We start from the raw sequence: 24,263 nt of genomic DNA, 5'->3' as shown, positions 1-24,263 counted from the left end.
TGGAAAAGTCTAGTCCTAAACGGCTTTTAGCCGAGCGCGTTCCACCTTGATAGCGCCACCCGGTCACAATTGCGCCATCACGTTGCTTGGCCGGGCAGGTGTGACCGAAAACACGCAGTTTTGCCGCGCCTGCCCCTGCCGAGGCCTTATTCCACCGCGCAGCCGGTATCCCTGCCGAGATTGCAGATGTCCTTCAGCGCCTGGGTGCGGACCGGGCTCCAGTCATCGGGATTGGAAACGGCGACCCAAGCGTCGATATAATCGCGGGCGAGGTAATTGTGCCCGAAGCCTGCCGGAAGCGCCTTTGACAACGCCATGTCGAGGGCAAGCTGGAACTGGGTCACCACCGGCACGAAGCGCAGGTAGGGCGAGACGTCGGGCGCCGGTTTCTCCTTCATCCATTCCGGCTCGCGGAGGCCCGAATTTGGCTCGAAAAATACAATGGGATCAGAAGCGTATTGGAGAAAGTTTATTCTGATTCGACCCCACGCGTCGCCGCTCTGCGAAGGCTTGCGGAACTGCGAGGAGAAGCGGACGACCGCACCGTCGTCGACAATCGGCAGGACATAGGGCGTGCCCTCATTGCGCGCCGAAACCGTCTGGCGCCAGAGATAGGACGGGAAGGGCGGGCCGGCCCAGACAGCGCCCGCCACCGGCTGGTCCATCATCTGGAACACGTTGAAGGAATGCATGGACGACCATGCGCCGAGGCTGATGCCGTGCATGTAGAGTTCCGGGCGGCTGTCCTCCGGCAGGGTAAGCCAGTAACGGTAGACCGTCTCCATGGTCGCGCTTGCCTGCGCGAGACCGGTGTCGGTCTCGAAGATCAGCGCCAGCGGCGACTGCAGGAAGGAATACTGCACCGCGACCGTCGCAACATCGCCATTCTGCATGAATTCCAGCGTGTCATGGGCGCCGGGGTCGAGCCAGCCGGTGCCGGTGGGACTGGCGATCAGCAGGATCTTGCGGTCGAAGGCGCCGAGCCGGATCAGTTCCTGCAGCGCGATTTCGGCTCGTTCCTTCGGGTCTTCGTCCTGCGAACGGCCGACATAGACGCGGATCGGGCGTTCGGCGGGAACGCCGCTGAAGGCCTCGATGTCCGCCGCCGAGGGCGCGCCGGTGACGAAGTTGCGCCCGGGCTGCCCCATCGCCTCCCAGCTGACGAGCGATTCGCGGCTGCCGGGAATGAAGGCGTCCGTCGGCGCGGGCGGCGCGGTTTCGAACAGGTCCTGCGCCGTCTCATAGGTCTCGTCGAGAAACTCGATGGCCGACGGCAGGACCCAGTCGCGCGAGGCGACGAAGATGACGAGCAGCACGATCACCAGACCGAGCAGATTGGCCGCGCGCGGCGGGATTATCCGGTAGAGCCGACGCCGAAGCGCGTCGAATGCGGACTGGAACAGCGCGCCGATCACGAATAGGACGGCAAAGGTCACAAGTCCGATGACGAGAATGGCCAGCACCGCGCCGCCTTCCAGCAGTTCCATGCTGACGCGCGAGCGCACGGAATTCTGCCATTCGGTCCACATCGACAGGCAGAAGACGAGCAGGGCAAGCGAGGCCGCAAGAACAATGGCGCGGCCGACGAGCCGCCAGGTGCCGCGCGGCTCGGGGATCTGCAGCGCGCGCCAGAGCGCCAGCAGAAACCGGCCGATCATGTAGCCAAGCGCCATAACCAGGCCGGCCAGCACGCCCTGCAGCGGCCAGCCGCGCGGAATGAGCGACGGTGTCAGCGAGGCGGCGAAAAACACCAGCCCCAGCGAAAGGGCGAAGATGCTGACGCTATACCAGCGCCGGCCTTGGCGATCATCCTGTTCCATCTCGTTCAACCCGTCTCTCTGTTCTTGGCTCTAATTGTTTGTTTAATTGAATATTTTTTCAATTCTGCGTTTGAAGGCGTCCTGATCGGAACCGGCGGCGGCGAGAATGTCCTCGACCTCGAAGAAATCCATCGGATTGAAGCCGCCGACCGCCGGTTCGATGAAGATATCGGGGCGCGCGCATTTGACCTTCTCGGCGACGATCGAGCGCTGGGTGATGCTGAAGGAGCCGGCCCAGGTTTCGAACGAGCCCGGAATTTCGCCGGTGTCCTCGATATCGGTGCCGGTCACATCGATCGCGACGGTGACATAGCGGGCCTTGTCCAGGAGATCGAAGGGCGTCGGATTGACGAAGCCGCCGTCGATCAGCACGCGCCCGTCGCGGCGGACGGGCGTCAGCAGCACGGGCAGGCAGGAGGAGGCGGCAATTGCCGAGAGAAGCGGCCCCTCGCGCATCACATATTCGTTCTGGCGATAGAAATCGGTTGCGACGATGGTCAGCGGTATTTCGAGCTCGGCAAAATCCCGGGCCATGCCCTCGGGAAACAGTGCCGCAAACAGCACTTCGGGCTCCACGACTGCGGGCCGGAAGATGTTGATCAGAGACCCCCAGGTGTCGCCGGTATCGATCAGGAGCTTCTTCAGAAGGGACTGGCGGCGCGTGAACAGGTCGACGACATAGTCGCGAATCTCGCGGCCGCTCATGCCGTCGCAATAGAGAGCGCCGAGGATCGAGCCCATGGACGTTCCCGCGACTTCTTTCGGGCGAATGCCGAGCGTATCCAGGCTTTCCAGATAGGGGATATGGGCAAAGGCCTTGGCCGCGCCGCCGCCAAGGGCGAGCGCAAGCCCTTCCTTCTTATCCGGCTGATCGACGAAGGCGTTGGCCATGGCTGGCTCCCTGGAAAGTGGCGTTTGCGCGCGGGCCGTTCCGGAGATCAGGCCGGCGCCTGCCGCAAGCAGGAGATTTCGACGTTGGACCATGGCTCTTTTCCGCTTGAGGACGCGTGACCGGACTATAATTAGACCGGCAGGGGCAGGCAAGCAAAGGCGGAAACGCCGGATGATCAGCGTTAATCCTCTGCATGAACTTCAGCGTTATTTATGTGAAGTTAACTATATAAGTTTCTGAAAATTATATGAAAAATTATTCCAAGGAAGATTTTCCGGGATCGATCCGATCTCGTCACTCGCGATGAAGCAAGGAGCGAGAAGCAGCGGCTGGCCGCAGGCAGGCGGAACCCGGAGTTGCGGCCATCTTGTCTCGGGTGGGCGAGGCTTGGGGCGAACGGCCAGCGGCCGAGCGCCAGGGCCGGGCGACCGCCTCGGGGCGCCTGCGATCGGCTCCGCTTTTTCTGGAAACGCGCTAAATATCGAGGTTCTCCGCGAAGGCGGCGTTTTCCTGGATGAAGCGGAAACGGGCGTCGGCCTTGGTGCCCATCAGGTCGTCGACGGCGGCCTTGGTGCCCTCGAAATCCACCGCGTCGATATCGACCCTGAGCAGCATGCGCTTCTTCGGGTCCATCGTGGTTTCCTTCAGCTGGGCGGGCAGCATTTCGCCAAGCCCCTTGAAGCGGCTGATCTCGACCTTGCCGCGCCCGGTGAAGAAGTTTTCCATCAGCTCGGCGCGGTGGGCGTCGTCGCGGGCATAGGCCGTCTTGCCGCCCTGTGTGATCTTGTAGAGCGGCGGCACGGCCAGATAAAGGTGGCCCTGGCGGATCAGCTCCGGCATTTCCTTGTAGAAAAACGTGATCAGCAGCGAGGCGATGTGGGCGCCGTCGACGTCGGCATCGGTCATGATGATGATCCGCTCGTAGCGCAGGTCCTCTTCGCGGTACTTCGTCCGCGTGCCGCAGCCGAGCGCCTGGATCAGGTCGGCCAGCAACTGGTTGGAGGTGAACTTGTCGCGGCCGGCGCTCGCCACGTTCAGGATCTTGCCCCTGAGCGGCAGGATCGCCTGGTTGGTGCGGTTGCGCGCCTGCTTGGCCGAGCCGCCGGCCGAATCGCCTTCCACGAGAAACAGTTCCGCGCCTGCCGCGGTGTTCTGCGAACAGTCGGCGAGCTTGCCGGGAAGCCGCAGTTTCTTGACGGCGGACTTGCGGTTGACCTCGCGTTCCTTGCGCCGGCGCAACCGCTCCTCGGAGCGCTCGATCACCCAGTCGAGCAGTTTCTCGGCTTCCATCGGGTTGGCGGAAAGGTAGAGGTCGAAGGGGTCGCGCAGCGCGTTTTCGACGATGCGCTGGGCCTCCACGGTCGCCAGCCTGTCCTTGGTCTGGCCGACGAATTCCGGCTCGCGGATGAAGACCGAGAGCATGCCGATCGCCGAGATCATCACGTCGTCGGTGGTGATCTGCGCGCCGCGCTTGTTGCCGATCATCTCGGCGTAGTTCTTGAGCCCGCGCATCAGCGCCTGGCGCAGGCCCGCCTCGTGCGCGCCGCCCTCCGGCGTCGGCACGGTGTTGCAGTAGGAGTGGACGTCCGGGTCGCCGCCATACCAGGAGACGGCCCATTCGACAGCGCCGTGGCCGCCGGTCTTTTCCGTCTTGCCGGCGAAGATTTCACGCGTGACGGTAAAATCCTTGCCGATGGTTGCCGCGAGATAATCCTTCAGCCCGCCGGGGAAATGGAACACGGCCTTGTCCGGCACGTCCTCGTTGCCTTCCACCAGCGACGGGTCGCAGGACCAGCGGATTTCCACGCCGCCGAAGAGGTAGGCCTTGGAGCGGGCCATGCGCATGACGCGGGCCGGATCGAATTTTGCGCGCGGTCCGAAGATTTCCGCATCCGGGTGAAAGCGCACGCGGGTGCCGCGCCGGTTCTGGATCGGCCCGAGGTCCTGCAATTCCCCCTGCGCCACGCCGCGCGAGAAGGTGAGCCGGTAGAGACGGCGCTCGCGGGCGACTTCCACCTCCAGCATGTCGGACAGCGCGTTGACCACGGAAACGCCGACGCCGTGCAGGCCGCCGGAAGTCTCGTAGGCCTTGCCGTCGAACTTGCCGCCGGCATGAAGCTTGGTCATGATCACTTCGAGCGTCGACTTGCCCGGCGCCTGGGGATGGTTTTCCACCGGTATGCCCCGGCCATTATCCGTGACCGTCAGCACGCCTTCGGCGTCGAGATGCACCTCGATGAAATCCGCATGGCCTGCAACGGCCTCGTCCATCGAGTTGTCGATGACTTCGGCGAAGAGATGGTGCAGCGCCTTGTCGTCGGTTCCGCCGATATACATGCCCGGCCGCATACGCACGGGCTCCAGTCCTTCCAGTACGCGGATCGAGGACGCGCCGTAGTCTCCGTCGGCCGCCTTGATGCCTGCGGCCGGCTTTCCGGCTGCCTTCAGGGCGGGGCGCGGCGCCGCCTCGTCATCGGCTGGCTTCTTGCTGTTGCCCGAAAGATCGGCGAAGAGGTCTTTGCTGTTATCCATAAGGTCCGGCAGAATGTTGAGGTTGGTTTGCATGCGCCTTATAGGCGAATCAGTGCTCTATTCTGGCAAAGAATGGGCCGTTAGGCGATGCTGTGCCAAATTGTCGCAGGTTGGCTGTGGATGAAGGCGCGGCGGCATGGCAAGAGGCTGCGGCCAAGGGGCGGTTCGTGCGGGACGATTCGATTTAAGCGCGCGTCAAACCGATTAGGCGGCGGTTGCAGCCACAAGTTTCTCGGCCCTGTTCCAGCGGTTTGTTCTGGGACAAGACGGCGATGTTCAGGCCGGCGCATGAGGAGAGCCGGCATCGCGGCATTTGCGCCCCGGCTTCGAATAGGGGAAGAAGGGGCGATGAGCCTCGTTGGCCGACGCAAGACAGATTGGGAGAAAAAGACAGATGACATCCGAGATCCGACCGCTGGTCGCCGGGAACTGGAAGATGAACGGCACCCGGGCATCGCTTGACCAGATCAGGGCGATCGCCCACGGCGTCAGCGGTCCCCTGTCGCGGAAAGTGGATGCGCTGATCTGCCCGCCTTCGACGCTGCTCTATGTGGCAACCACGCTGACGGTGGACACCAGGCTCCTGATCGGCGCGCAGGATTGCCACCAGAAGGCGCGCACCGGCGCGCATACGGGCGACATCTCGGCGGAGATGATCCGCGACTGTTTCGCCACCCACGTCATTGTCGGCCATTCCGAGCGGCGCAAGGAGCACAGGGAAAACAACAAGGTCGTCTCGACCAAGGCACGGGCCGCCTATGACCAGGGACTGACGGCGATCGTCTGCATTGGCGAGACGCGGTCGGAGCACGCGGCCGGGCGCACCATGGACGTGCTGCACCGCCAGCTCTTCGAAAGCATGCCGGACGATGCCACGGGCGACAACACGATCATCGCCTATGAGCCCGTCTGGGCGATCGGCACGGGCCAGACGCCCGGTCCAGAGCAGGTGGCGGACGTGCACGCGGCCATGCGGCGCGATCTCATCGAACGCTTCGGCGAGGCGGGCGAGCGCTTCCGCCTGCTCTATGGCGGGTCGGTGAAGCCCGGCAATGCCAAGGAGCTGATGAGCGTGCCGCATGTGAACGGCGCCCTGATCGGCGGGGCAAGCCTGAAGGCCGCGGACTTCCTCTCGATCTACCATGCCTATGAGGATATTCTGTAAAACCGTTCTTTCAGCGCCGGTTTCGCCTATCCTTCCAACATGCTGGAATAAAAACAGAATAGTGGTTCTCGATCCGGATTTTCGGGAGATGTTCGCGCGCCTGGGGGGCGCGGCGCGGCAGGGCGGCGGACGGGGTCCGGCATGGCTTGCGGCGAGCCTGCCAGGGGCGAAGCCGCAATCGGGCCGTCGCGGCTTTGCCGGGCAGGCATGAAAAAGGGGTTGGATTGACAGCGCGCCTCATGTAGAGAAACGCCAGATATTCTTGGATTGCCCCGTTTGCACCTCGCGGGCGGGGCCGGATTGGACATTCATGCAGACGGTACTGATCGTAATTCACCTGATAATCGTCGTTGCGCTTGCCGGTGTGATCCTCATTCAGAGGTCGGAAGGCGGCGGGCTCGGCATCGGCGGCGGATCCGGCTTCATGACGGCGCGCGGAACGGCGAATGCGCTGACCCGCACGACCGCCATCCTCGCAACGCTGTTCTTCATCACATCGCTCGGCCTGGGCATCCTGGCCCGCTACCAGGGCAATCCGTCGGACATTCTCGACCGGATCGAACAGAATGCCGAGAGCGACGGACAGGGCATTCTGAACCAGCTTGGCGGCTCGATCACCACCGAGACACCCGCAGCGGGCGATGCCGGCGGTTCGGCCGTGCCGACCACGGGCGACAGCGCGGCTCCGGCCAGCGATGGCCAGCAGCCCGCGGTTTCGACACCGGCGGCGGACTCGAACGCGACGGGCGTTCCCACCGGCGACTGATCGCCGAAAATCTGAAAAACATATCCGGCGGAAGACAATCGTCCGCCGGATTTTCTTTGGGCCCAACCTTGCGCCGCGGCAGACGCTGAGCGCACGGAGGGGCATTCTTGTGGCAATGAACCGGCTGCCGGCGCTTTTTTATGGAAAGCCTCTGGCAGAATCGGCCAGGAAACGGTATCGGAATAAGCCCATGGCGCGATATATCTTCATCACCGGCGGCGTGGTTTCCTCACTTGGAAAAGGGATCGCCGCAGCAGCACTGGGTGCTTTGTTGCAGTCACGGGGTTACCGGGTCCGTCTGCGCAAGCTCGACCCTTATCTCAACGTCGATCCCGGCACGATGAGCCCGACCCAGCACGGCGAGGTGTTCGTCACCGATGACGGGGCTGAAACCGACCTCGACCTCGGTCACTACGAGCGCTTCACCGGCCGCTCGGCCACGAAGACCGACAACATCACCACGGGCCGCATCTACAAGAACATTCTCGACAAGGAACGGCGCGGCGACTATCTCGGCGCCACCGTCCAGGTCATTCCGCATGTCACCAACGAGATCAAGGAATTCGTTCTCGAGGGCAATGACGACTTCGATTTCGTGCTCTGCGAAATCGGCGGCACGGTGGGCGACATCGAGGCGATGCCGTTCATGGAGGCGATCCGCCAGCTCGGCAACGACCTGCCGCGCGGCAATGCCGTCTACGTCCACCTGACGCTGATGCCCTATATCCCGGCCGCCGGCGAACTGAAGACCAAGCCGACGCAGCATTCGGTGAAGGAACTCCAGGCGCTCGGCATCCACCCGGATATCCTTCTGGTGCGCGCCGACCGGGAAATTCCCGAAGCCGAGCGGCGCAAGCTGTCGCTGTTCTGCAATGTGCGTTCGTCCGCCGTCATCCAGGCACTCGATGTCTCGAACATCTATGACGTACCGCTCGCCTATCATCGCGAGGGGCTTGATGACGAAGTGCTGCACGCCTTCGGCATCGATCCGGCGCCGGTGCCGCGCATGGATGCGTGGAAGAATGTCTGCGAGCGCATCCGCACGCCGGAAGGCGAGGTGACGATCGCGGTCGTCGGCAAATATACCGGCCTGAAGGATGCCTACAAGTCGCTGATCGAGGCGCTCACCCATGGCGGCATCGCCAACAGGGTGAAGGTCAATCTGGAATGGATCGAGTCGGAGATTTTCGAGAAGGAGGATCCTTCCCCCTATCTGGAAAAGGTCCATGGCATTCTCGTACCGGGCGGTTTCGGCGAGCGCGGCTCGGAGGGCAAGATCCAGGCGGCCCGCTTTGCCCGCACCCACAAGGTGCCCTATTTCGGCATCTGCTTCGGCATGCAGATGGCCGTCATCGAGGCGGCGCGCAACCTGGCCGGCATCAAGGACGCGTCGTCGACCGAGTTCGACCGCAATGCCAGCGAGCCCGTCGTTGGCCTGATGACCGAATGGGTCAAGGGCAATACGCTGGAAAAGCGCAGCGACCGCGACGATCTCGGCGGCACGATGCGGCTCGGCGCCTACAAGGCGCATCTGGGCGCTGACACGAAGATTGCCGCGGTTTACGGCACGACCGAGATCTCCGAACGGCATCGTCACCGCTACGAGGTCAATTTCGGCTATCGCGAGAAACTCGAGGCCTGCGGCCTTGTGTTCTCCGGCACGTCGCCGGACGGGATCCTGCCGGAGACGATCGAATATGCCGATCATCCCTGGTTCATCGGCGTGCAGTATCACCCCGAGCTGAAGAGCCGCCCGCTGGAGCCGCATCCGCTGTTCTCAAGCTTCATCGCGGCCGCTCTCGAGCAAAGCCGTCTCGTGTGAGATGACGGGCGCTTTCGCGCCTTTCGCCTGAGCCTGACTCAGGCGGAAGCTTCGGCCATCTTGCGGCGCAGAAGCGTTTCCATCGCGTCCGCCGGCATCGGCCGGGCGAGCCAGTAGCCCTGAAGCGCGTCGCAGCCAAGCTCCGTCAGGATCCGGGCATGTTGCCGCGTTTCAACGCCTTCTGCGATCACTTCGATATTCAATGTTTTTCCGATATCGACGATCGACTTCACAATGGCCCGCTGGTCATATGAGCGGGGCAGCGGCATAACCAGTTCGCGGGCGATCTTCAGACCGTTCGGCGCGACCTTGAGCAGCCCGGTGATCGACGTGTAGCCGGTGCCGAAATCATCGACGTCGATATTGATGCCGAGCCGCCGGATCTGTTTCAGATTGTAGGCGCTGACATCGTCCTGCTGGTCGAGGAAGATCGATTCGAGCAGTTCGAAGGTGAGGGTGCCGGCCGGAAGCTCGGTGCGCTGTAACTCGGGCACCAGCGCCGGGTCGCTGAGCCGGTGCGGGGACAGGTTCAGCGACAGGCGCGGCGGCGCGAGCCCGTCTTCCCGCCAGCGGCGGTGATCCTCGAGCGCCTGCGAGAGAATGCTGGCGTCGATCATGTTCATGATGTTGAGCGACTGGGCAAGCGGGATGAAGCTTGACGGTTCGCTGAAGGAGCCGTCGGCCTGCCGCCAGCGTGCGAGCGTCTCGATGCCCCGGATATCAAGGGTCTCGGCGTCATACTGCGGCTGGTAGAACGGCACAAACTCGCTCTGGTCGATCGCCTGCATCAACCGGTCGGAAGGCTTGCGGTCGACCGCGTCGGAGAATCGGATGCCCGGAGTGTAGAATGCGATCTGGCCGGCGCCCTTTGACTTGGCCTGCTTCAGCGCGTGATCGCTGTCTCTGAGCATGGCGGCGGCGCCGCCGGCCCCTTCGCTCTCAAGCGTGGCGATGCCGATGCTGGCGGAAAGCCGGACGCGACCGTCATCGAGCACGACCGGCTTGGCGAGTTCGAGCTGGATTCGTTTCGCGGTCTGTTCAAGCCTGTCGCAGCCGCCGTCATAGCTGATGATCATGGCGAATTCGTCGCCGCCCATGCGGGCAACGAAGTCATTGTGCTTCGACAGGTCGAGTAGGGTCTGCGCCGAGTGGCTGAGCACGCGGTCGCCGGCGCCGTGGCCGTAGGCGCTGTTGATCCCCTTGAAGTCGTCGATATCGATCTGGAGCAGCCCGACATTGACATCGGATGCGGCGGCGATGGACACCCGGCGCTCCAGCTCGTCCTCAAGAAAGCGCCGGTTGGGCAGGGCGGTCAGGTAATCGTGCAGCGCGGCATATTCGATGTCTGACTTGGCGCGGTCGAGTTCGAAATTGCGCGCCTCGGCGAGCTGCTTTGCGGTCACCAGATCCTGCCGGAGGCGCACTTCCTCCGTCACGTCCCAGTTGATGCCGACGATCGTCTCCTGGCCGTCTTCGCCGATGTGAAGGCGCACGAGATGGCGGATATGGCGCAGCGACCCGTCATTCTCGCGGTGGATGCGGAACTCGGAGGAAGCCGGAGCGCCGCCGGGGGTCAGTCCGGCGGAGCCGGCGGCCGCCCGCTTCAGGTCTTCCGGGTGAACGAGGTCGAAAACGCGCTGGATGTCGAAACTCTCCGGCTGGTCGTCAAATCCGTAGATCTCGCAGATGCGGGCGTCGGCATAAACGGTGCCGGTCGCACGGTCGTGCTCGAAAACGCCGATGCGCGAAGTGGTCAGCGCCATTTCCAGGCGCTGGCGCGTATGGGCGAGCAAGGCTTCGGCATCCTTGCGGTCTGTCACGTCCTGATCGGTTCCGATGATGCGGGAAGGCCGGTTGTCGGGAAAATACTCCACCGCATCGCCCCGGCACTCGATCCATATCCAGTGGCCGTCGCAATGGCGCTCGCGATATTCGAAATTCATATATTTGAGGTCGCCAGCCTTCTGGCGCTCTATGGCGTGGGCGACGAAATCGCGGTCGTCGGGATGAACCAGCTGCAGCCATTGCTCTGTGCTGGCGAAGGGTGTGGCGCCGGTCGAGGCGTAGCCGCGCATGGCCCGCCATGTCTGGGAGTAGAAGTATTCCTGTCTGCGGTAGTCGTGATCCCACACGCCGAGGCCGGAGCTGACGAGCGCGTAGTTCCAGCGCCGCGCGCGCTCGCTTTCCAGCAATTCGTGGCTTTTCTGGGTGTGGATATCGATGAAATAGAAAAGCGCACGTCGCCGCGCGCCTGCTTCATTTTCCGGAAGGACGGTCGCTGCAACAAGCATCCATCGCCAGGGCCCGTCGGGACGCCGGCCGATGCGCATCTCACATTTCTGCTCCCGTCCGGAAACGCCGGAGGTCGGACCGACAAGATTGCGCAAGAGCGGATGGTCGTCTGCGTGTATCCACTCCAGAATGGAGCGGCCCTGCGCCTTCGTTCCGGGCGCGAGCGTTTCGAAGTTCGCGTTGGTTGCGGTGATTGTCTGGCCATCGAGTTCCACGACCGCGACCGCCATGGGCGATTGCTCGAGCACTGCGAAGGCCAGTTCGGCCTCCCCTGACAAAAATGAACTCCTCGTTTCCCTCGCCAAACGATTATCCTTTCGGGGAGAACGGGCATTCGGCACGGTTTGTTCCGTTGTTCGAATGGATCGGGCCGCCACAACCCGCTCCGCGCTCCGTGATGTCGACACTGCCGCCGGCGTGCAAACGAACGCATTCCGGACACGCTAGAGCGCCGTGCGTCCGTTCGGACGCTCAAAGGACGCTCTAACCTATTGAGTCTATGCATCGTGCTTTCCGAAAATCGATTCCGATTTTCGGAAAGCACGATGCGTTAGTGTGATGGATGAAGGCAGAATGTCAATTCTATCAATTAGCGACGAACGATATTCGGCCGTGGCAAAGACGGCCGGGCACCACCGCGGAGACGAGGCTGGGCCTCAGCGCAGGCCGGAGACGAAGAGGCCGAACATCAGCGTGCCTTCCGGCCAGGGGCCGAAGCCCGCCTTGTCGTTGACGTGGCCCGCCTCGCCGATGTCGTAGAAATCGGCGCCCCAGGCGGCGGCAATGTCGCGCGCGTGCTCGAACCGGCCGAAGGGGTCGTTGCGGCTGGCGATCACGATCGCGGGAAAGGGCAGCGGTTCGCGCGGGTAGGGGCCGAAGGTCATCATGTGTTTTGGCCGCACGGACGGATTGTCCACCTCCGGCGGCGCGACGAAGAACGCGCCGGCGACGCGTTTGCGAAAGTCCGGGATCGCCCGAACCGAGGTCGGAATGCCGAGCGAGTGGGCGACGAGCACCACCGGGCGCTCCGCGCGGTTGACCTCTTCGACAAGCCGGGCCGTCCAGTCCTCGCATTCCGGCTTCGACCATGCTTCCTGTTCGACGCGCCGCGCCGTGGACAGTTTGCGCTCCCAGCGGCTCTGCCAGTGGTCGGGGCCGGCATTCTTGTAGCCGGGAACAATCAGGATTTCGGTTTCGGAAATCTTCATGGCGCTTCACATGACATTTCGGGGGCGCAGCTCCGGGAAGAAACCGGACGCTGCGGATCGTTTTGCGGGTAGCGGCGGCGCTCAGCTTTCGCCGAAGACGCGGTTGAAGATCGTGTCGGCGTGTTTGGTGTGGTAGCCGAGGTCGAATTTCTCGCGGATCTGCTCTTCCGAGAGCGCGGCGGTGACCTCCTTGTCGGCGAGCAGTTCCTCGAGGAAGTCCTTGCCTTCCTCCCACACCTTCATGGCGTTGCGCTGGACCAGACGATAGGCATCCTCGCGCGAGACGCCGGCCTGGGTGAGCGCCAGGAGAACGCGCTGCGAATGCACCAGGCCGCGGAACTTGTTGAGATTGTCCATCATGTGGTCGGGATAGACCAGAAGCTTGTCGATGACGCCCGTCAGCCGCGTCAGCGCGAAGTCGAGGGTCACCGTGGCGTCGGGTCCGATCATCCGCTCGACGGAGGAATGGGAGATATCGCGCTCGTGCCAGAGGGCGACATTTTCCATGGCCGGCAACGCATAGCCGCGCACCATGCGGGCAAGGCCGGTCAGGTTTTCCGTCAGCACCGGATTGCGCTTGTGCGGCATGGCGGACGAGCCCTTCTGGCCAGGCGAGAAATACTCTTCCGCCTCCAGCACTTCCGTGCGCTGCAGGTGGCGGATCTCGGTCGACAGCCGCTCGACCGAAGACGCGATGACGCCGAGCGTGGCGAAGAACATCGCATGCCTGTCGCGCGGAATGACCTGGGTGGAGACTGGCTCGGCCTTCAGCCCCATGGCCTCCGCCACATGTTCTTCCACGCGCGGGTCGATATTGGCGAAGGTGCCGACCGCGCCGGAAATGGCGCAGGTGGCGATCTCCGCGCGCGCGGCGACAAGGCGGGCCCGGCAGCGGTCGAATTCGGCGTAGGCCTGGGCAAGCTTGATGCCGAAGGTTGTCGGCTCGGCATGGATGCCGTGCGAGCGGCCGATGGTGATCGTGTCCTTGTGTTCGAAGGCGCGGCGCTTCAGCGCGGCGAGCAGGCCGTCAAGATCGGCGAGCAGCAGGTCGCTGGCGCGGGTGAGCTGCACGTTGAAGCAGGTGTCGAGCACATCCGAGGAGGTCATCCCCTGATGGACGAAGCGGGCATCCGGGCCGACGATTTCCGCCAGATGGGTGAGGAAGGCGATGACGTCATGCTTGGTCACGGCCTCGATCTCGTCGATGCGCGCCACGTCAAAGGTCGCCGCGCTTCCCTTTTCCCAGATCGTCTCGGCTGCGCTCTTCGGGATGACGCCGATCTCGGCCAGCGCATTGCAGGCATGGGCCTCGATCTCGAACCAGATGCGGAACTTGGTTTCCGGCGACCAGATCTCTGTCATTTGCGGGCGGGAGTAGCGCGGTATCATCGGGCAGGGGATCCTTCTTCACGTCGTGCCGGCCTGGATTTTCAGGCCTGAAACGCTCTCTAGCGGTCCAGCTTTTCACGGCAATGCTGAACCGCTCTATCTTATTGTCTTGCCGCTTTTTCGCGGATGTCAGGTGTTTTCACCTGAATGCGAAATGCTCTAGAGCATTTTTCCCGCAAAGGAAACGGCGCGACCGCCCAAAAACGGACCCAAAATGCCGGCTAGGGCCTGAAGGGAACGGCGATCCAGCGGCCGTCCGGTCCCTCGAAGCCACGCGAGAGCACGGTGACCAGCGCGACATGGACGGCATTTGCCCCGCCGCCGCCATAGGTCATCACGCCGCCGAGCCGGTAATCCGTCGGGCAGTTCCGGCTGGTGGGGATGCGGCTGTCCTCGTGGATCGTGCGGGTCTCGCCCTCCGGATCGGTATAGGCAAGGCGGAAGCCCCGCGCATCCGGGGTGACCGCCGCGCAGGCCGAAATCGGATCGAGCGCGAAGGTTTCCAGAGAAAGCGTTCCGACGGGCGAAAGGTTCGGGTGCGAACGGTAGCGGATCGTCTGGCTGTCGCCCGCGACCTCTTCGGTGACCGGATTGAAGGCGGCAAGCCAGCCGGGATGGGCAAGCAGGTTGTATTCCTGGATCAGCGGCAGCGCCTCGCCGACGGTAAGGCCGCGCGCGGAGCTGATGGTCGCGTTCTCGTCCTCCTGCCGCACGCGGAAAGGGGTCTCGTCGAGAAAGGCATCGCGTTCGGTATCGATGAAGAAGATGTTCGAATAGGGAAAGCCGGAGCCATCCTCGACGCCGAATTCCTCGAAGGCGAAGACGCCGCCATCATCCGAAAAGCCGAGCGGGGTGAAGGTGGCGAAGTCGCCGGCGGCGGCCATCTGCGCCGAAAGCCCGGCTGCTGCGGCAAGCATGGTCAGGGGCATGAAGCGGGGCATGTCTTTCTCCTGTTGGTCGCCTCCGGTCGTTGCTTCATTCTTCTCCCGCGCGCAGAGCCTCGATCGGGGCGCGATAGCTGCCGTTTTCCGCCTTGCCGAAGATTGCCGAACCGGCGACGAGCGCGTTGGCGCCTGCCTTGGTCACGGCGCCGACCGTGTCGGGCGCGATTCCGCCGTCGACTTCGAGATCGATCGGCCGGTCGCCGATCAGCGCATTGGCCTGCTCGATCTTGCGCAAGGTGGCGGGAATGAATTTCTGGCCGCCGAAGCCCGGATTGACGGTCATGATCAGGATCAGGTCGAGATCGTCGATCACATGTTCGATCATCGACACCGGCGTTGCCGGATTGAGCGCCACGCCCGCCTTCTTGCCGAGATTGCGGATGGTCTGCAGCGAGCGGTGCAGGTGCGGGCCGGCCTCCTGGTGAACGGTGATGATGTCGCAACCGGCCTTGGCGAAGGCTTCGATATAGGGATCGGCAGGCGCAATCATCAGATGGCAGTCGAAGATCGCATCCGTGTGGGGGCGCAGCGCCTTCACCACCGGTGGGCCGAAGGTGATATTGGGCACGAAATGGCCATCCATGATATCGAGATGGACCCAGTCGGCGCCGTCATCGACGACGGCCTTGACCTCCGGGCCAAGATTGGAAAAGTCGGCCGACAGGATGGACGGCGCGATACGGAGCGGACGTTTCACTTGCTTGTTCCTCAATGCGGGGCCCGAAGGCCATTTTCTCATGTCTTGCCGGCTCTCAGGCGTTGCCGGCCTGTCTTACTCACGCGCGCTGTCGAAGACGGGAACGAATTCGCCGTTCTGCCAGCGCAGCAGAAAGAACGGATTGTCGGCCAGCTCGTGCCTTGCGGTGAAGCGGACAGGGCCGATCGCTGTGTCGAAAGTGTGGTTCAGAAGCGCCTCGTCGATCCCGCCGCCGTCTGCCCGGGCGGCGGCAAGCGCCTGGCCTGCGACCTGAACGGCGGCCGCGCCCGGCACGACATAGCCTTCCGGCACGATATCGGCGGCGCCGGCAGCATCGGCGATCTCGGCCGCCGGCGGCAGAGCGCCGTAGTCGGGCAGCGCAATCGCCAGCGTCCCGTCCTCAAGCGGCGGCGTGGTTTCCATCGCGCGCAAGCCGTCATCGCCGAGAAGCGTGAGGGCAACGCCCTGTTCGCGCGCGTCCCGGCCGATGATCGCGACATCGCCGCGCGTGCCGCCGACCAGCACCCGCGCGGCGCCCGCCTGGTCGAGACGGCGCACAAGCGACAATTGCTGCTGCTGGGCGGGACGGAAGGTGTCGGTGAAGACCGGCTCCAGCCCGCGCGCCTCGATTTCGTTGCGCACGGCGTTGACGAGTTCGCGGTAGTAGATCGTGCCGTCATCGACAAGGGCGACCGGCTGGTCGACCCATTCGGTCATGATCAGCGTGACGATCGCGTCCACCTGGTCCTGCCGGTTCGGCGCCAGCCGGAAAAGCGGCCAGCCATTGGCGAGCGCATCGGTCATCAGCGGCAGCGACCGGACGGAGACGGTGATGGCGGGAATGCCGGCCTCGGCGAGGACGGGCAGGGCAGTGCGCAAGGTCTCGCTGCAGAAGAAGCCGACAGCAATCCCGACGCCCGCGTCTTCGAGCGCCTCGGCGACAGACGCGCCGTTGTTTTCTTCGCAGTCTTCGTCGATGACGGTCAGGTCGATGTCCAGATTGCGCGCGGCAAGCCCGGCGCCGTCGAGCATCTGTGCGCCGAGCACGGCATAGTCGCCGTTCAGCGGGGCCACGACGCCGACCTGTTGGGCATTTGCGGGCGCGGCGGCGCTGACAATCAGCGCGGCAAGGACAAGGCGGGCCTTAAAAGATCTCATGATGGCAGGTCTGTTTCTCACTCAGGCGCGTTAACGGAGTCATACCCCTTGCCAGAGTGAGGGGCAACGCCGTAAGTACCCGGACCAAGAGATGAAGGGACGGTTTTTGTCTATTTCACCACACCACCGGTATCGCTCTCGCCATGCATGATGATCAGCCCTTTACCCGTGCCTATCGCGATGCGATGGCCCGCTTCGCCGGCCATGTCCAGGTCGTGACCACCGCGCATGACGGCGCGCTGCGCGGCGTGACGGCGACGGCCTGCTGCTCGGTATCCGACGCGCCGCCCACGGTGCTTGCCTGCGTCAACCGGCTGAACGCAAAGAATATGGTCTTTCTCGAGAGCGGCAATTTCGCGGTCAACACGCTCGGCGCCCGCCACAAGCCGCTGGCCGATGCCTTTTCCGGGCTCGGCGGCCTTTCCGCGCAAGAGCGATTCGCAAAGGGCGCTTGGGATTTCGGCGGCTCCGGCGCGCCGGTTCTGGAAGATGCGCTTGCCAGTTTCGACTGCCGCCTCGTCGAGGCGAAGGAGATGTCGACCCACTGGATCCTCATCGGCGAGGTCGTCAGGACGCAGTGCGGCGAAGATGACGAGGCGCTGATGTATTACCGCCGCGCATACCGGACCCTGTGACCGTCATGAATTTGTCTAAAAAATAGGCTTGACCAAAAAAGAAGCGTGCTATAAGAATATTTGCATATTGCAAGATTATTACGAAACTTTGATGAATCTCTTTTGAATGAAGGTGAATTCACTCAATTCCTACTGAATTCTTATCAAACGAACCGTTTTCCTGCACAATTAGAGCCGCGCTTCACTCCCAGGAAGTGCGGCTCTTTCTCGTTTGGCATGCCTGTTTGGCTTAGAGCGCCGTGCGTCCATTCGGACGCACAAAGGACGCTCTGACCTATTGAATCTACGCATCGGCCCGAAAATCGATTCCGATTTTCGGGCCGATGCGCTAGGCATTTCATGCGGGCTGCGGCACGCGGACCAAAGGCGGCACGCGCGGCAAAGCGGGGCGATTGGGATCAGTCACCCCGACTTTCTCAGTTTTTTGCGCCGATCAGCATGAATGCGGGAATGTCGTCACCGAAGCCGACGGGCGTCGGCTCGTCGTCCCGGTCGCGGCGGCGTGAGCGCTTCCGGTCGTCATTGGCGGGCCTGCCGCCGGCGGGTTTGGCATTTGCCGCATTGGCCGGCCTTGCGGCGTGGTTGTCCTGCTGCGGCGCCGCCTTCGGTTCGGATTTGGGCGCAGCCTTCGGCTCGCTCCTGCTTTCCGCTGCAGGGGCCTGCTTCCTGGCTCCGCGGCGCGCGCGCGGCGCCGGCTTTTCGTCGGTTTCCGCATCGGCGTGAGAAGAGGGCGGGCCGTCCACCCAGTCGATCTTCCGGTCGATCAGCTTCTCGATCGCGTCGACGAACTTGGCATCCTTCGCCGTGGCGATGGTAAAGGCCTTGCCCTTGCGGCCGGCGCGTCCGGTGCGGCCGACGCGGTGGACATAGTCTTCCGCATGGATCGGAACGTCATAGTTGAACACGTGGCTGACATCGGGAATGTCGAGCCCGCGGGCAGCGACGTCCGAGGCCACCAGCAGCGGCAGTTTTCCGTCTCGGAAATTCTGCAGGATCGTGGTGCGCGAATGCTGGTCCATGTCGCCGTGCAGCGCGCCGCAGGCATATTCGTGGCGCTGCAGCGAACGCAGCAGGTCGGCGACCGATTTCTTGCGGTTGCAGAAGATGATCGCGTTCTTCAGGTCGTCCTGCTGGTCGATGATCGCGCGCAGCGTCTCGCGCTTCTCGTAGTCCTTCGCCTTCGAGGCGACGAGCTTCTGCTCCACCGTCGCGGCCGTGGAGGACGGCGGAGCGACTTCGATGCGGGCCGGGTTCTGAAGGAACCGGTCGGCAAGCTTCTGGATTTCGGCCGGCATGGTGGCCGAGAAGAACAGGGTCTGGCGCGTGAACGGAATGAGCTTGGCGATCCGCTCGATATCGGGAATGAAGCCCATGTCGAGCATGCGGTCGGCCTCGTCGATGACGAAAATCTCGACGCCGGTCATCAAAAGCTTGCCGCGTTCGGTATGGTCGAGCAGGCGTCCGGGCGTGGCGATCAGCACATCGGCGCCGCGCTCGATCTTGCGGTCCTGTTCGTCAAAGGAGACGCCGCCGATCAGGAGCGCAACGTTGAGCTTGTGTTTCTTGCCGTATTTCTCGAAATTTTCGGCAACCTGGGCCGCGAGTTCGCGCGTCGGTTCGAGGATCAGCGTGCGCGGCATGCGGGCGCGGGCGCGGCCGCGCTCCAGAAGCGTCAGCATGGGCAGCACGAAAGAGGCGGTCTTGCCGGTGCCGGTCTGGGCGATGCCGCAGACGTCGCGGCGGGTCAGTGCGTGCGGTATCGCGCCCGCCTGGATGGGCGTCGGTTCGCTGTAACCGGCCTCGGTTACGGCGGAAAGTACTTTGGGGCTGAGCCCAAGATCTGAAAATGAGGTCAAAGGGAAACGTGTTCCGTGTTGTCGTTGACAAATAGACGGATCCTTGGCCGCCTTCGCGTTTACGAGGGCGGGATAGTACCAAACCGCGCGAGAGTCAAGAAAAGCCCGGAAGCATGGGGGCTCGCGGGCTCTTTTCGCGTCGCTTTTCGGGCAGTGTCCGGGGCCGGCCTCAGCCTTCGCCCCCGACTTCGGCAAGTACGGCCTCGGCATGGCCGTCGACCTTGACCTTGCGCCATATCTTTTTGAGAACGCCGTCCGGCCCGATCAGGAAGGTGGAGCGTTCGATGCCCATGAATTTGCGGCCATACATGCTCTTCTCCTTCCACACGCCGTAGGCCTCGGCGACGCTGTGGTCCTCGTCGGAGCCGAGCAGCACGGTAAGGTCATGCTTCTTCGCGAAGCGGCCGTGGCTTTGAAGCGTGTCGGGCGAAACGCCGATGACAATTGCTCCGGCCTTCTCGAATTCATCGGCAAGGGCGGTAAAGGCGACGGCCTCGACCGTGCAGCCCTTGGTGTCATCCTTCGGATAGAAATAAAGCACCAGCCACTTGCCCTTCGCATCGGCAGCTGAGAAAACCCGCCCTTCGGCAACCGGCAGGCTAAAATCAGGGGCCTTTTCGCCCTCTTTCACGTCGCTCATCGGCAAACACTCCTCGTTCATACCATGTTCAAGTCGAATTCCGGATATATGGCCTTGGGCAAACGCTGTTCGCGCTGATTGTCTGCTTGCCAGCCATGCGCGTCATCATGATTATCATACCCGTGTCTGAGGGGATTCGCGCCGGATATCTCCTTGATCACGAATATAGTATTCGTCGGGGCGGATTTGAAAGACAGGAACGACAGAGAGACCTACATTCGCGGTGAGCGCACGCGGTTCAACCGTCGCGAGCGCGTCGCGCTTCATCGTTTGCCCTCCGCCCAGACGCATGATCCGCATATCGTCCACACGCGCCCGCACCACCGGTTCTCCCACGCCTGCGCGCGGCTGTTCCTGTTTTTCGTGCTCGGTCTCGCCATCCTCTTCGCGGCGATCTTCTACATCATCGAAAGCGGCTCGCTCGACCGGTTCCTTGCGGAGAAGGCCAACGAGCAGATCCGCACCGCCATGCCGGACGGCTATCACGCCCGCATCGATGCGGCGGCGTTGCGCGTCGGCTCCGGCCTCTCGCTCAGGCTCAATGTCAGCGGCGTGAACCTGATCGGGCCCGGCGAGAAACAGATCGCCTCGATCGGCGTGCTGAGCTTCGCCGTCGACCCGATGAGCCTTGCGCGCGGGCAGATCTCGGTCAACGCGGTGCAGGCGGACAACATCGACATCGATTCGTCCGCCTTGCCCTCGACGGGAACCTTCAGGCTGACCGACCATCGCGTCGACAGCCTTCCGATCCTGGTGGAGCAGATATTCACCCAGACCGATCTTGCCCGCGGGATCCTGAGCGCGGCGGAGACCCAGTCGATCCAGCTCAGCGACATCCAGTTTCCCGTCGGCAGCGCCTCTCCCGGCAAGACTGTTTCCGTCGATATTCGCGAGGTCAACCTGAACCTCCTGCCGGATGGCGTTTTGCGGGTCGACGGCGCGGTCTCGCTGGACGGGACGACGACGGGTTTCACGCTCGAGGCGATGGCGGACCGCGGCCGCACCAGAAGTCTTCAGGCCGAGGTCAGCAATGTCAGGCTGACGCCGTTCCTGCTGCAGGAAAACGATGACGGCGAGGCGATGATGGGCGTCGAGGGCACGGCGGACATGGCGATCGCCCTGACGCGGGCCGCGCCCGGCGGGCTGCCGGAGGTGATGGCGGAATTCGATGTTGCGAAGGGGCGCTTCGTTGCCGATTCGATTGCGCGCGCCTTTTCCGATGCGCGGCTCAACCTCACCTATGACACGGCGAAACAATCGCTCGAACTGACGGATTCCTCGATCGAGTTCGACGGCAGCCGTTTTCCCTTCACCGCCGGCATCATGGATATAGACCGCTTCCGGCCCGGTGCGGAGCAGCCCGGCTACGCGCTCGACATTCTGGTGCGCGGCGGCCGCTTCAAGTCTCGCGAGCCCGGCCTGCCGCCGCTGATCTTTGACGCGAAATTCACCGGCGAATACCAGACGGACAATCCGCGCCTGCTTCTCGACAATATCGCCGTCAGTTCGCCGCAGGGCATCATGGCCGCCTCTTTCAAGGCCGTGTTCGGCAACGCGACCTCGCCGGAGCTTTCCTTCGGCGCGCGCATCGAGCGCATGGACACCGAGGCGGTCAAGCAGCTCTGGCCCTTCTGGATCGCGCGCAAGCCGCGCGAATGGGTCAGTCGCAACCTGCATGGCGGCGTGGTGACCGACGGCGATATCGCCGTCTATCTTCCCGCCGGGCGGATCGAGGGGCAGGGCATTCCCGTCAACCTCGACGAGACCGAGCTCAAGATCGCCTTCGACATCGACGATACCCGCATCACGCTCAACGATCAGTTTCCCGACGTGAACCGCAGCGATGCGCGGGTGGAGATCAACGGCGGCAGCGTCGATGTCGAGATCGAGGAGGGAACGCTCAACATCGCCAAGGGCAGGACCATCCGGCTTGCCGAAGGCACCTTCGCGATAGCCGACACCTATGCAAAGCCGCTGACGGGAGAAGTGGACGTGAGGCTCGCCGGCAGCATCGGCGATCTCGTTGAACTTGCCGCCGCGCCGCCGATCAACGCGCTCAAGGGCATGGATTTCGCGCCCGCCGATTTCTCCGGTAACGCCGAGGTCAATGTCAAGGCCCGGTTCCCGCTGGACGAACCGGGACCGCTGCCGCCGACCTGGAGCGTTGCCGCCGATATCAGCGAAGGGAAATTGGCGAAGCCGGTCAGCGGCTATGCGGTCGCCGACCTGTCCGGCCTGCTGGAGATTGTCCCCGACCGGCTTGCCTTCGAGGGAAGCGGTAGCGCCGACGGCGTGCCGCTGGATATCGAATGGGCCGAGCCGCTCGGACCGGATTCCAAGGCAGAGTCCGTGCTCTGGCTTACAGCCGACCTCGACGACGCCGAGCGCGAGAAACTGGCGCCCGGTCTCGGCAGCTATGTCGACGGTCCGATCTCGATGACCGTTGAAAACGAGCCCGAGGGCAGCCGGATCACGCTCGACCTCAACAAGACGGTGCTTTCCCTGCCGTGGATGGGCTGGCAGAAGGCGAGCGGCGTTCCGGCGACGCTCTCCTTCCGGGTGGACACCGAAAGCAAAGACGGGCTGACGGTTCTCGAGGACCTGACGCTCTCCGGCAGCGGGCTCGCCGCGCACGGCAGCGTGACCCTCGACAAGGACGGTCTCCTGTCGACGACGCTGACCCATGTCGCGCTGAGCGAGGGCGACGACGTCAACATCGCCATTCAGCGCGAACAGAACGGCCTCGATGTCGTCGTGACTGGCCGAAGCTTCATGGCGAGCCCGATTCTCGATCATCTCAGTTCGGCTGGGGATGACAGCGGCTCGTCCGACGATAACGGCAACGCCCGCGTTCATTTCGATTTCGCCCGCGTCACCGGCGAGGGCGGCCGGCAGCTTTCGTCCGTCTCCGGCGATCTTCTGGTCAGAAAGGGCGATCTTGCGAACGGGACGCTTTCGGCGACGACGGCCACGGGCCAGCCGTTGACGCTGAAACTCGGCAATGACGGCGGCAGCAAGACCGTCTCGCTCTCCACATCGGGAACCGGGGCGCTGCTGCGTTTCCTCGGCGTCTATCAGAAAATGTCCGGCGGCACGCTCGACCTGAACCTGGCCGAGACCGCGACCGGCTGGCACGGCATGCTCGACCTTGCCGAATTCCGTCTGATCAACGACCAGCAGCTGAAGCAGCTTCTGTCCTCGCCGGCCGCTGCCAACGGCAAAAGCCTGAACGCGGCCTATCGCAACCAGCTGAACGAAAGCGAGCAGCGCTTTCAGCGCGCCCAGGCGGTGATCGATGTTTCCGACGGCGTGCTGCAGGTCTCCGACGCATTCGTGCGCGGTGATCAGGTGGGCGCGACCTTCAAGGGCGTGGTGCGCGATGCCGCCGGCAATATCGACATGACGGGCACCTTCATGCCCGCCTACGGCCTGAACCGGATCTTCGCCGAGATTCCGATTTTCGGCCCGCTGCTCGGCAATGGCAACGACAAGGGCCTGTTCGGCATCACCTTCAAGCTGACGGGCAAGACGACGGACCCCGATCTGGTGGTCAATCCGCTGTCCGCCATCGCGCCCGGCGTCTTCCGCAAGATTTTCGAGTTTCAGTAGCGGCAGGCCTCACCGGGGCGGCGGGGAACGGCGCATGCCGACCCCTTTTTACGGGCTCAGCCGCTCTTCTTGCTGTTCAGCCGCTCGGCGGCGCGCTCGCTGGCGGAACGGCGGCTGGAGAGGAACATGTGCAGGCGCGCGCGCACGCTGTCGAGGATTTCCGGCGGCGCGGTCTTCGGCGTGCCGCAGCGATAGGGCGGCTCGGGGTCGTATTCCATCTGCAGCTGAATCTGCTGGGCCGTGGTCCTGTCCATCAGGTTCTCGACCACGCGCAGCGCGAAATCGATGCCCGAGGTCACGCCGGCGCCGGTGATCCGGTTGCGGTCCATGACGACGCGCTCCTCCACCGGTATCGCGCCGAACAGCGACAGTTGGTCGATCGACGACCAGTGCGAGGTGGCCCTGTAGCCCTTCAGAAGCCCGGCGGCTCCAAGCACCAGAGAGCCGGTGCAGACCGATGTGACCAGCTTGCAGCCGGGCGCGATGCGGCGCAGGAAGTTCAGCGTTTCGTCGTCATCCATCAGGGCGATCTGGCCGGGCCCGCCCGGAACGCAGATGATGTCGAGCTTCTGGCATTGCCCGAAGGTCGTGTTCGGCAGGATGCGCATGCCCCGGTCAACGATCACGGGATCGAGGTTCTTCCACAGGAACTTGATCTCGGTGCCCGGCATCCGGTTCAGGACGTCTGCGGGCCCGAAAAGGTCAAGCTGCGTGAGGCCCGGATACATGATGAAGCCCACGGTAAGCGAGTCGGAACTGGAAGGCATGTTGTCCTCGTTCAGTGGTGAAGCCGCAAGGCCAAATCGATTGAAATTTCAAACAAGAATAGGCCGTCCGG

General features: G+C 63.4%; 17 protein-coding genes. 5 read left to right on the top strand and 12 right to left on the bottom strand.

Translation table 11 applies throughout. The features are described 5' to 3' along the window. Positions 1-146: 146 nt before the first annotated feature. The 3 genes from AZF01_RS11765 to parE form a co-directional block, all read right to left on the bottom strand. Complete coding sequence (locus tag AZF01_RS11765; RefSeq protein ID WP_024707449.1) at positions 147-1,820, bottom strand: alpha/beta-hydrolase family protein; 1,674 nt, start codon at positions 1,818-1,820, stop codon at positions 147-149. Positions 1,821-1,862: 42 nt separating this feature from the next. Continuing rightward, positions 1,863-2,804, bottom strand: a complete 942-nt coding sequence (locus AZF01_RS11760) for a patatin-like phospholipase family protein (RefSeq protein WP_024707448.1) — start codon at positions 2,802-2,804, stop codon at positions 1,863-1,865. Positions 2,805-3,186: 382 nt separating this feature from the next. Beyond that, complete coding sequence (gene parE / locus AZF01_RS11755; RefSeq protein WP_024707447.1) at positions 3,187-5,244, bottom strand: DNA topoisomerase IV subunit B; 2,058 nt, start codon at positions 5,242-5,244, stop codon at positions 3,187-3,189. Positions 5,245-5,638: 394 nt separating this feature from the next. Between parE and tpiA the strand changes: the two genes are divergently transcribed. The 3 genes from tpiA to AZF01_RS11740 all read left to right on the top strand — a co-directional run bounded on the left by tpiA (position 5,639) and on the right by AZF01_RS11740 (position 8,997). After that, on the top strand, positions 5,639-6,409 hold the full coding sequence (tpiA, locus tag AZF01_RS11750; RefSeq protein WP_024707446.1) for a triose-phosphate isomerase: 771 nt from the start codon (positions 5,639-5,641) through the stop codon (positions 6,407-6,409). A gap of 310 nt (positions 6,410-6,719) precedes the next feature. Next, entirely contained in the window at positions 6,720-7,175 is a 456-nt protein-coding gene (gene secG, locus AZF01_RS11745; RefSeq protein ID WP_024707445.1) for a preprotein translocase subunit SecG, read from the top strand. A 190-nt stretch (positions 7,176-7,365) separates the two neighbouring features. Further along, positions 7,366-8,997 carry a CTP synthase gene (locus tag AZF01_RS11740; RefSeq protein ID WP_051424034.1) on the top strand — a complete coding sequence of 544 codons (1,632 nt, stop codon included), beginning with the start codon at positions 7,366-7,368 and terminating at the stop codon, positions 8,995-8,997. 38 nt (positions 8,998-9,035) lie between these two features. Here AZF01_RS11740 and AZF01_RS11735 read toward each other — a convergent pair whose 3' ends face one another. From AZF01_RS11735 to AZF01_RS11710, 6 genes are all read right to left on the bottom strand, one after another. Beyond that, a complete protein-coding gene (locus AZF01_RS11735) occupies positions 9,036-11,567 on the bottom strand; it encodes a GGDEF domain-containing phosphodiesterase (protein WP_152534490.1) in 2,532 nt (843 codons plus the stop codon). A 378-nt stretch (positions 11,568-11,945) separates the two neighbouring features. After that, on the bottom strand, positions 11,946-12,497 hold the full coding sequence (locus AZF01_RS11730) for an alpha/beta hydrolase (RefSeq protein ID WP_024707443.1): 552 nt from the start codon (positions 12,495-12,497) through the stop codon (positions 11,946-11,948). An 81-nt stretch (positions 12,498-12,578) separates the two neighbouring features. Beyond that, entirely contained in the window at positions 12,579-13,886 is a 1,308-nt protein-coding gene (gene purB / locus AZF01_RS11725) for an adenylosuccinate lyase (RefSeq protein ID WP_024707442.1), read from the bottom strand. 221 nt (positions 13,887-14,107) lie between these two features. Further along, positions 14,108-14,827, bottom strand: a complete 720-nt coding sequence (locus AZF01_RS11720) for a DUF2259 domain-containing protein (protein WP_152534489.1) — start codon at positions 14,825-14,827, stop codon at positions 14,108-14,110. Positions 14,828-14,861: 34 nt separating this feature from the next. Then, on the bottom strand, positions 14,862-15,527 hold the full coding sequence (gene rpe, locus AZF01_RS11715) for a ribulose-phosphate 3-epimerase (protein WP_024707440.1): 666 nt from the start codon (positions 15,525-15,527) through the stop codon (positions 14,862-14,864). A gap of 75 nt (positions 15,528-15,602) precedes the next feature. Then, positions 15,603-16,685 (bottom strand): ABC transporter substrate-binding protein, encoded by a 1,083-nt coding sequence (locus AZF01_RS11710; RefSeq protein WP_024707439.1) that lies wholly within the window; start codon positions 16,683-16,685, stop codon positions 15,603-15,605. A gap of 143 nt (positions 16,686-16,828) precedes the next feature. On the opposite strand from AZF01_RS11710, the gene AZF01_RS11705 reads away from it, so the two are divergent. Further along, complete coding sequence (locus AZF01_RS11705) at positions 16,829-17,320, top strand: flavin reductase family protein (protein ID WP_024707438.1); 492 nt, start codon at positions 16,829-16,831, stop codon at positions 17,318-17,320. A 416-nt stretch (positions 17,321-17,736) separates the two neighbouring features. On the opposite strand, the gene AZF01_RS11700 is transcribed toward AZF01_RS11705, so the two are convergent. Both AZF01_RS11700 and AZF01_RS11695 read right to left on the bottom strand, forming a co-directional pair. Continuing rightward, positions 17,737-19,176, bottom strand: coding sequence for a DEAD/DEAH box helicase (locus AZF01_RS11700; protein ID WP_024707437.1), 1,440 nt, complete (start codon positions 19,174-19,176; stop codon positions 17,737-17,739). Positions 19,177-19,345: 169 nt separating this feature from the next. Beyond that, complete coding sequence (locus AZF01_RS11695) at positions 19,346-19,816, bottom strand: peroxiredoxin (protein ID WP_024707436.1); 471 nt, start codon at positions 19,814-19,816, stop codon at positions 19,346-19,348. A gap of 153 nt (positions 19,817-19,969) precedes the next feature. Here AZF01_RS11695 and AZF01_RS11690 point away from each other — a divergent pair, with 153 nt between their 5' ends. Beyond that, positions 19,970-23,425, top strand: coding sequence for a DUF3971 domain-containing protein (locus tag AZF01_RS11690; protein ID WP_036236648.1), 3,456 nt, complete (start codon positions 19,970-19,972; stop codon positions 23,423-23,425). Positions 23,426-23,481: 56 nt separating this feature from the next. Here AZF01_RS11690 and AZF01_RS11685 read toward each other — a convergent pair whose 3' ends face one another. After that, on the bottom strand, positions 23,482-24,192 hold the full coding sequence (locus AZF01_RS11685) for a DJ-1/PfpI family protein (RefSeq protein WP_024707434.1): 711 nt from the start codon (positions 24,190-24,192) through the stop codon (positions 23,482-23,484). Positions 24,193-24,263 lie beyond the last annotated feature (71 nt).

The sequence above is a fragment of the Martelella sp. AD-3 genome (assembly GCF_001578105.1).
Classification (GTDB): Bacteria; Pseudomonadota; Alphaproteobacteria; order Rhizobiales; family Rhizobiaceae; genus Martelella.
Note: the sequence above shows the minus strand (reverse complement) of the source record. Positions and strands in the feature narration are given on the sequence as shown.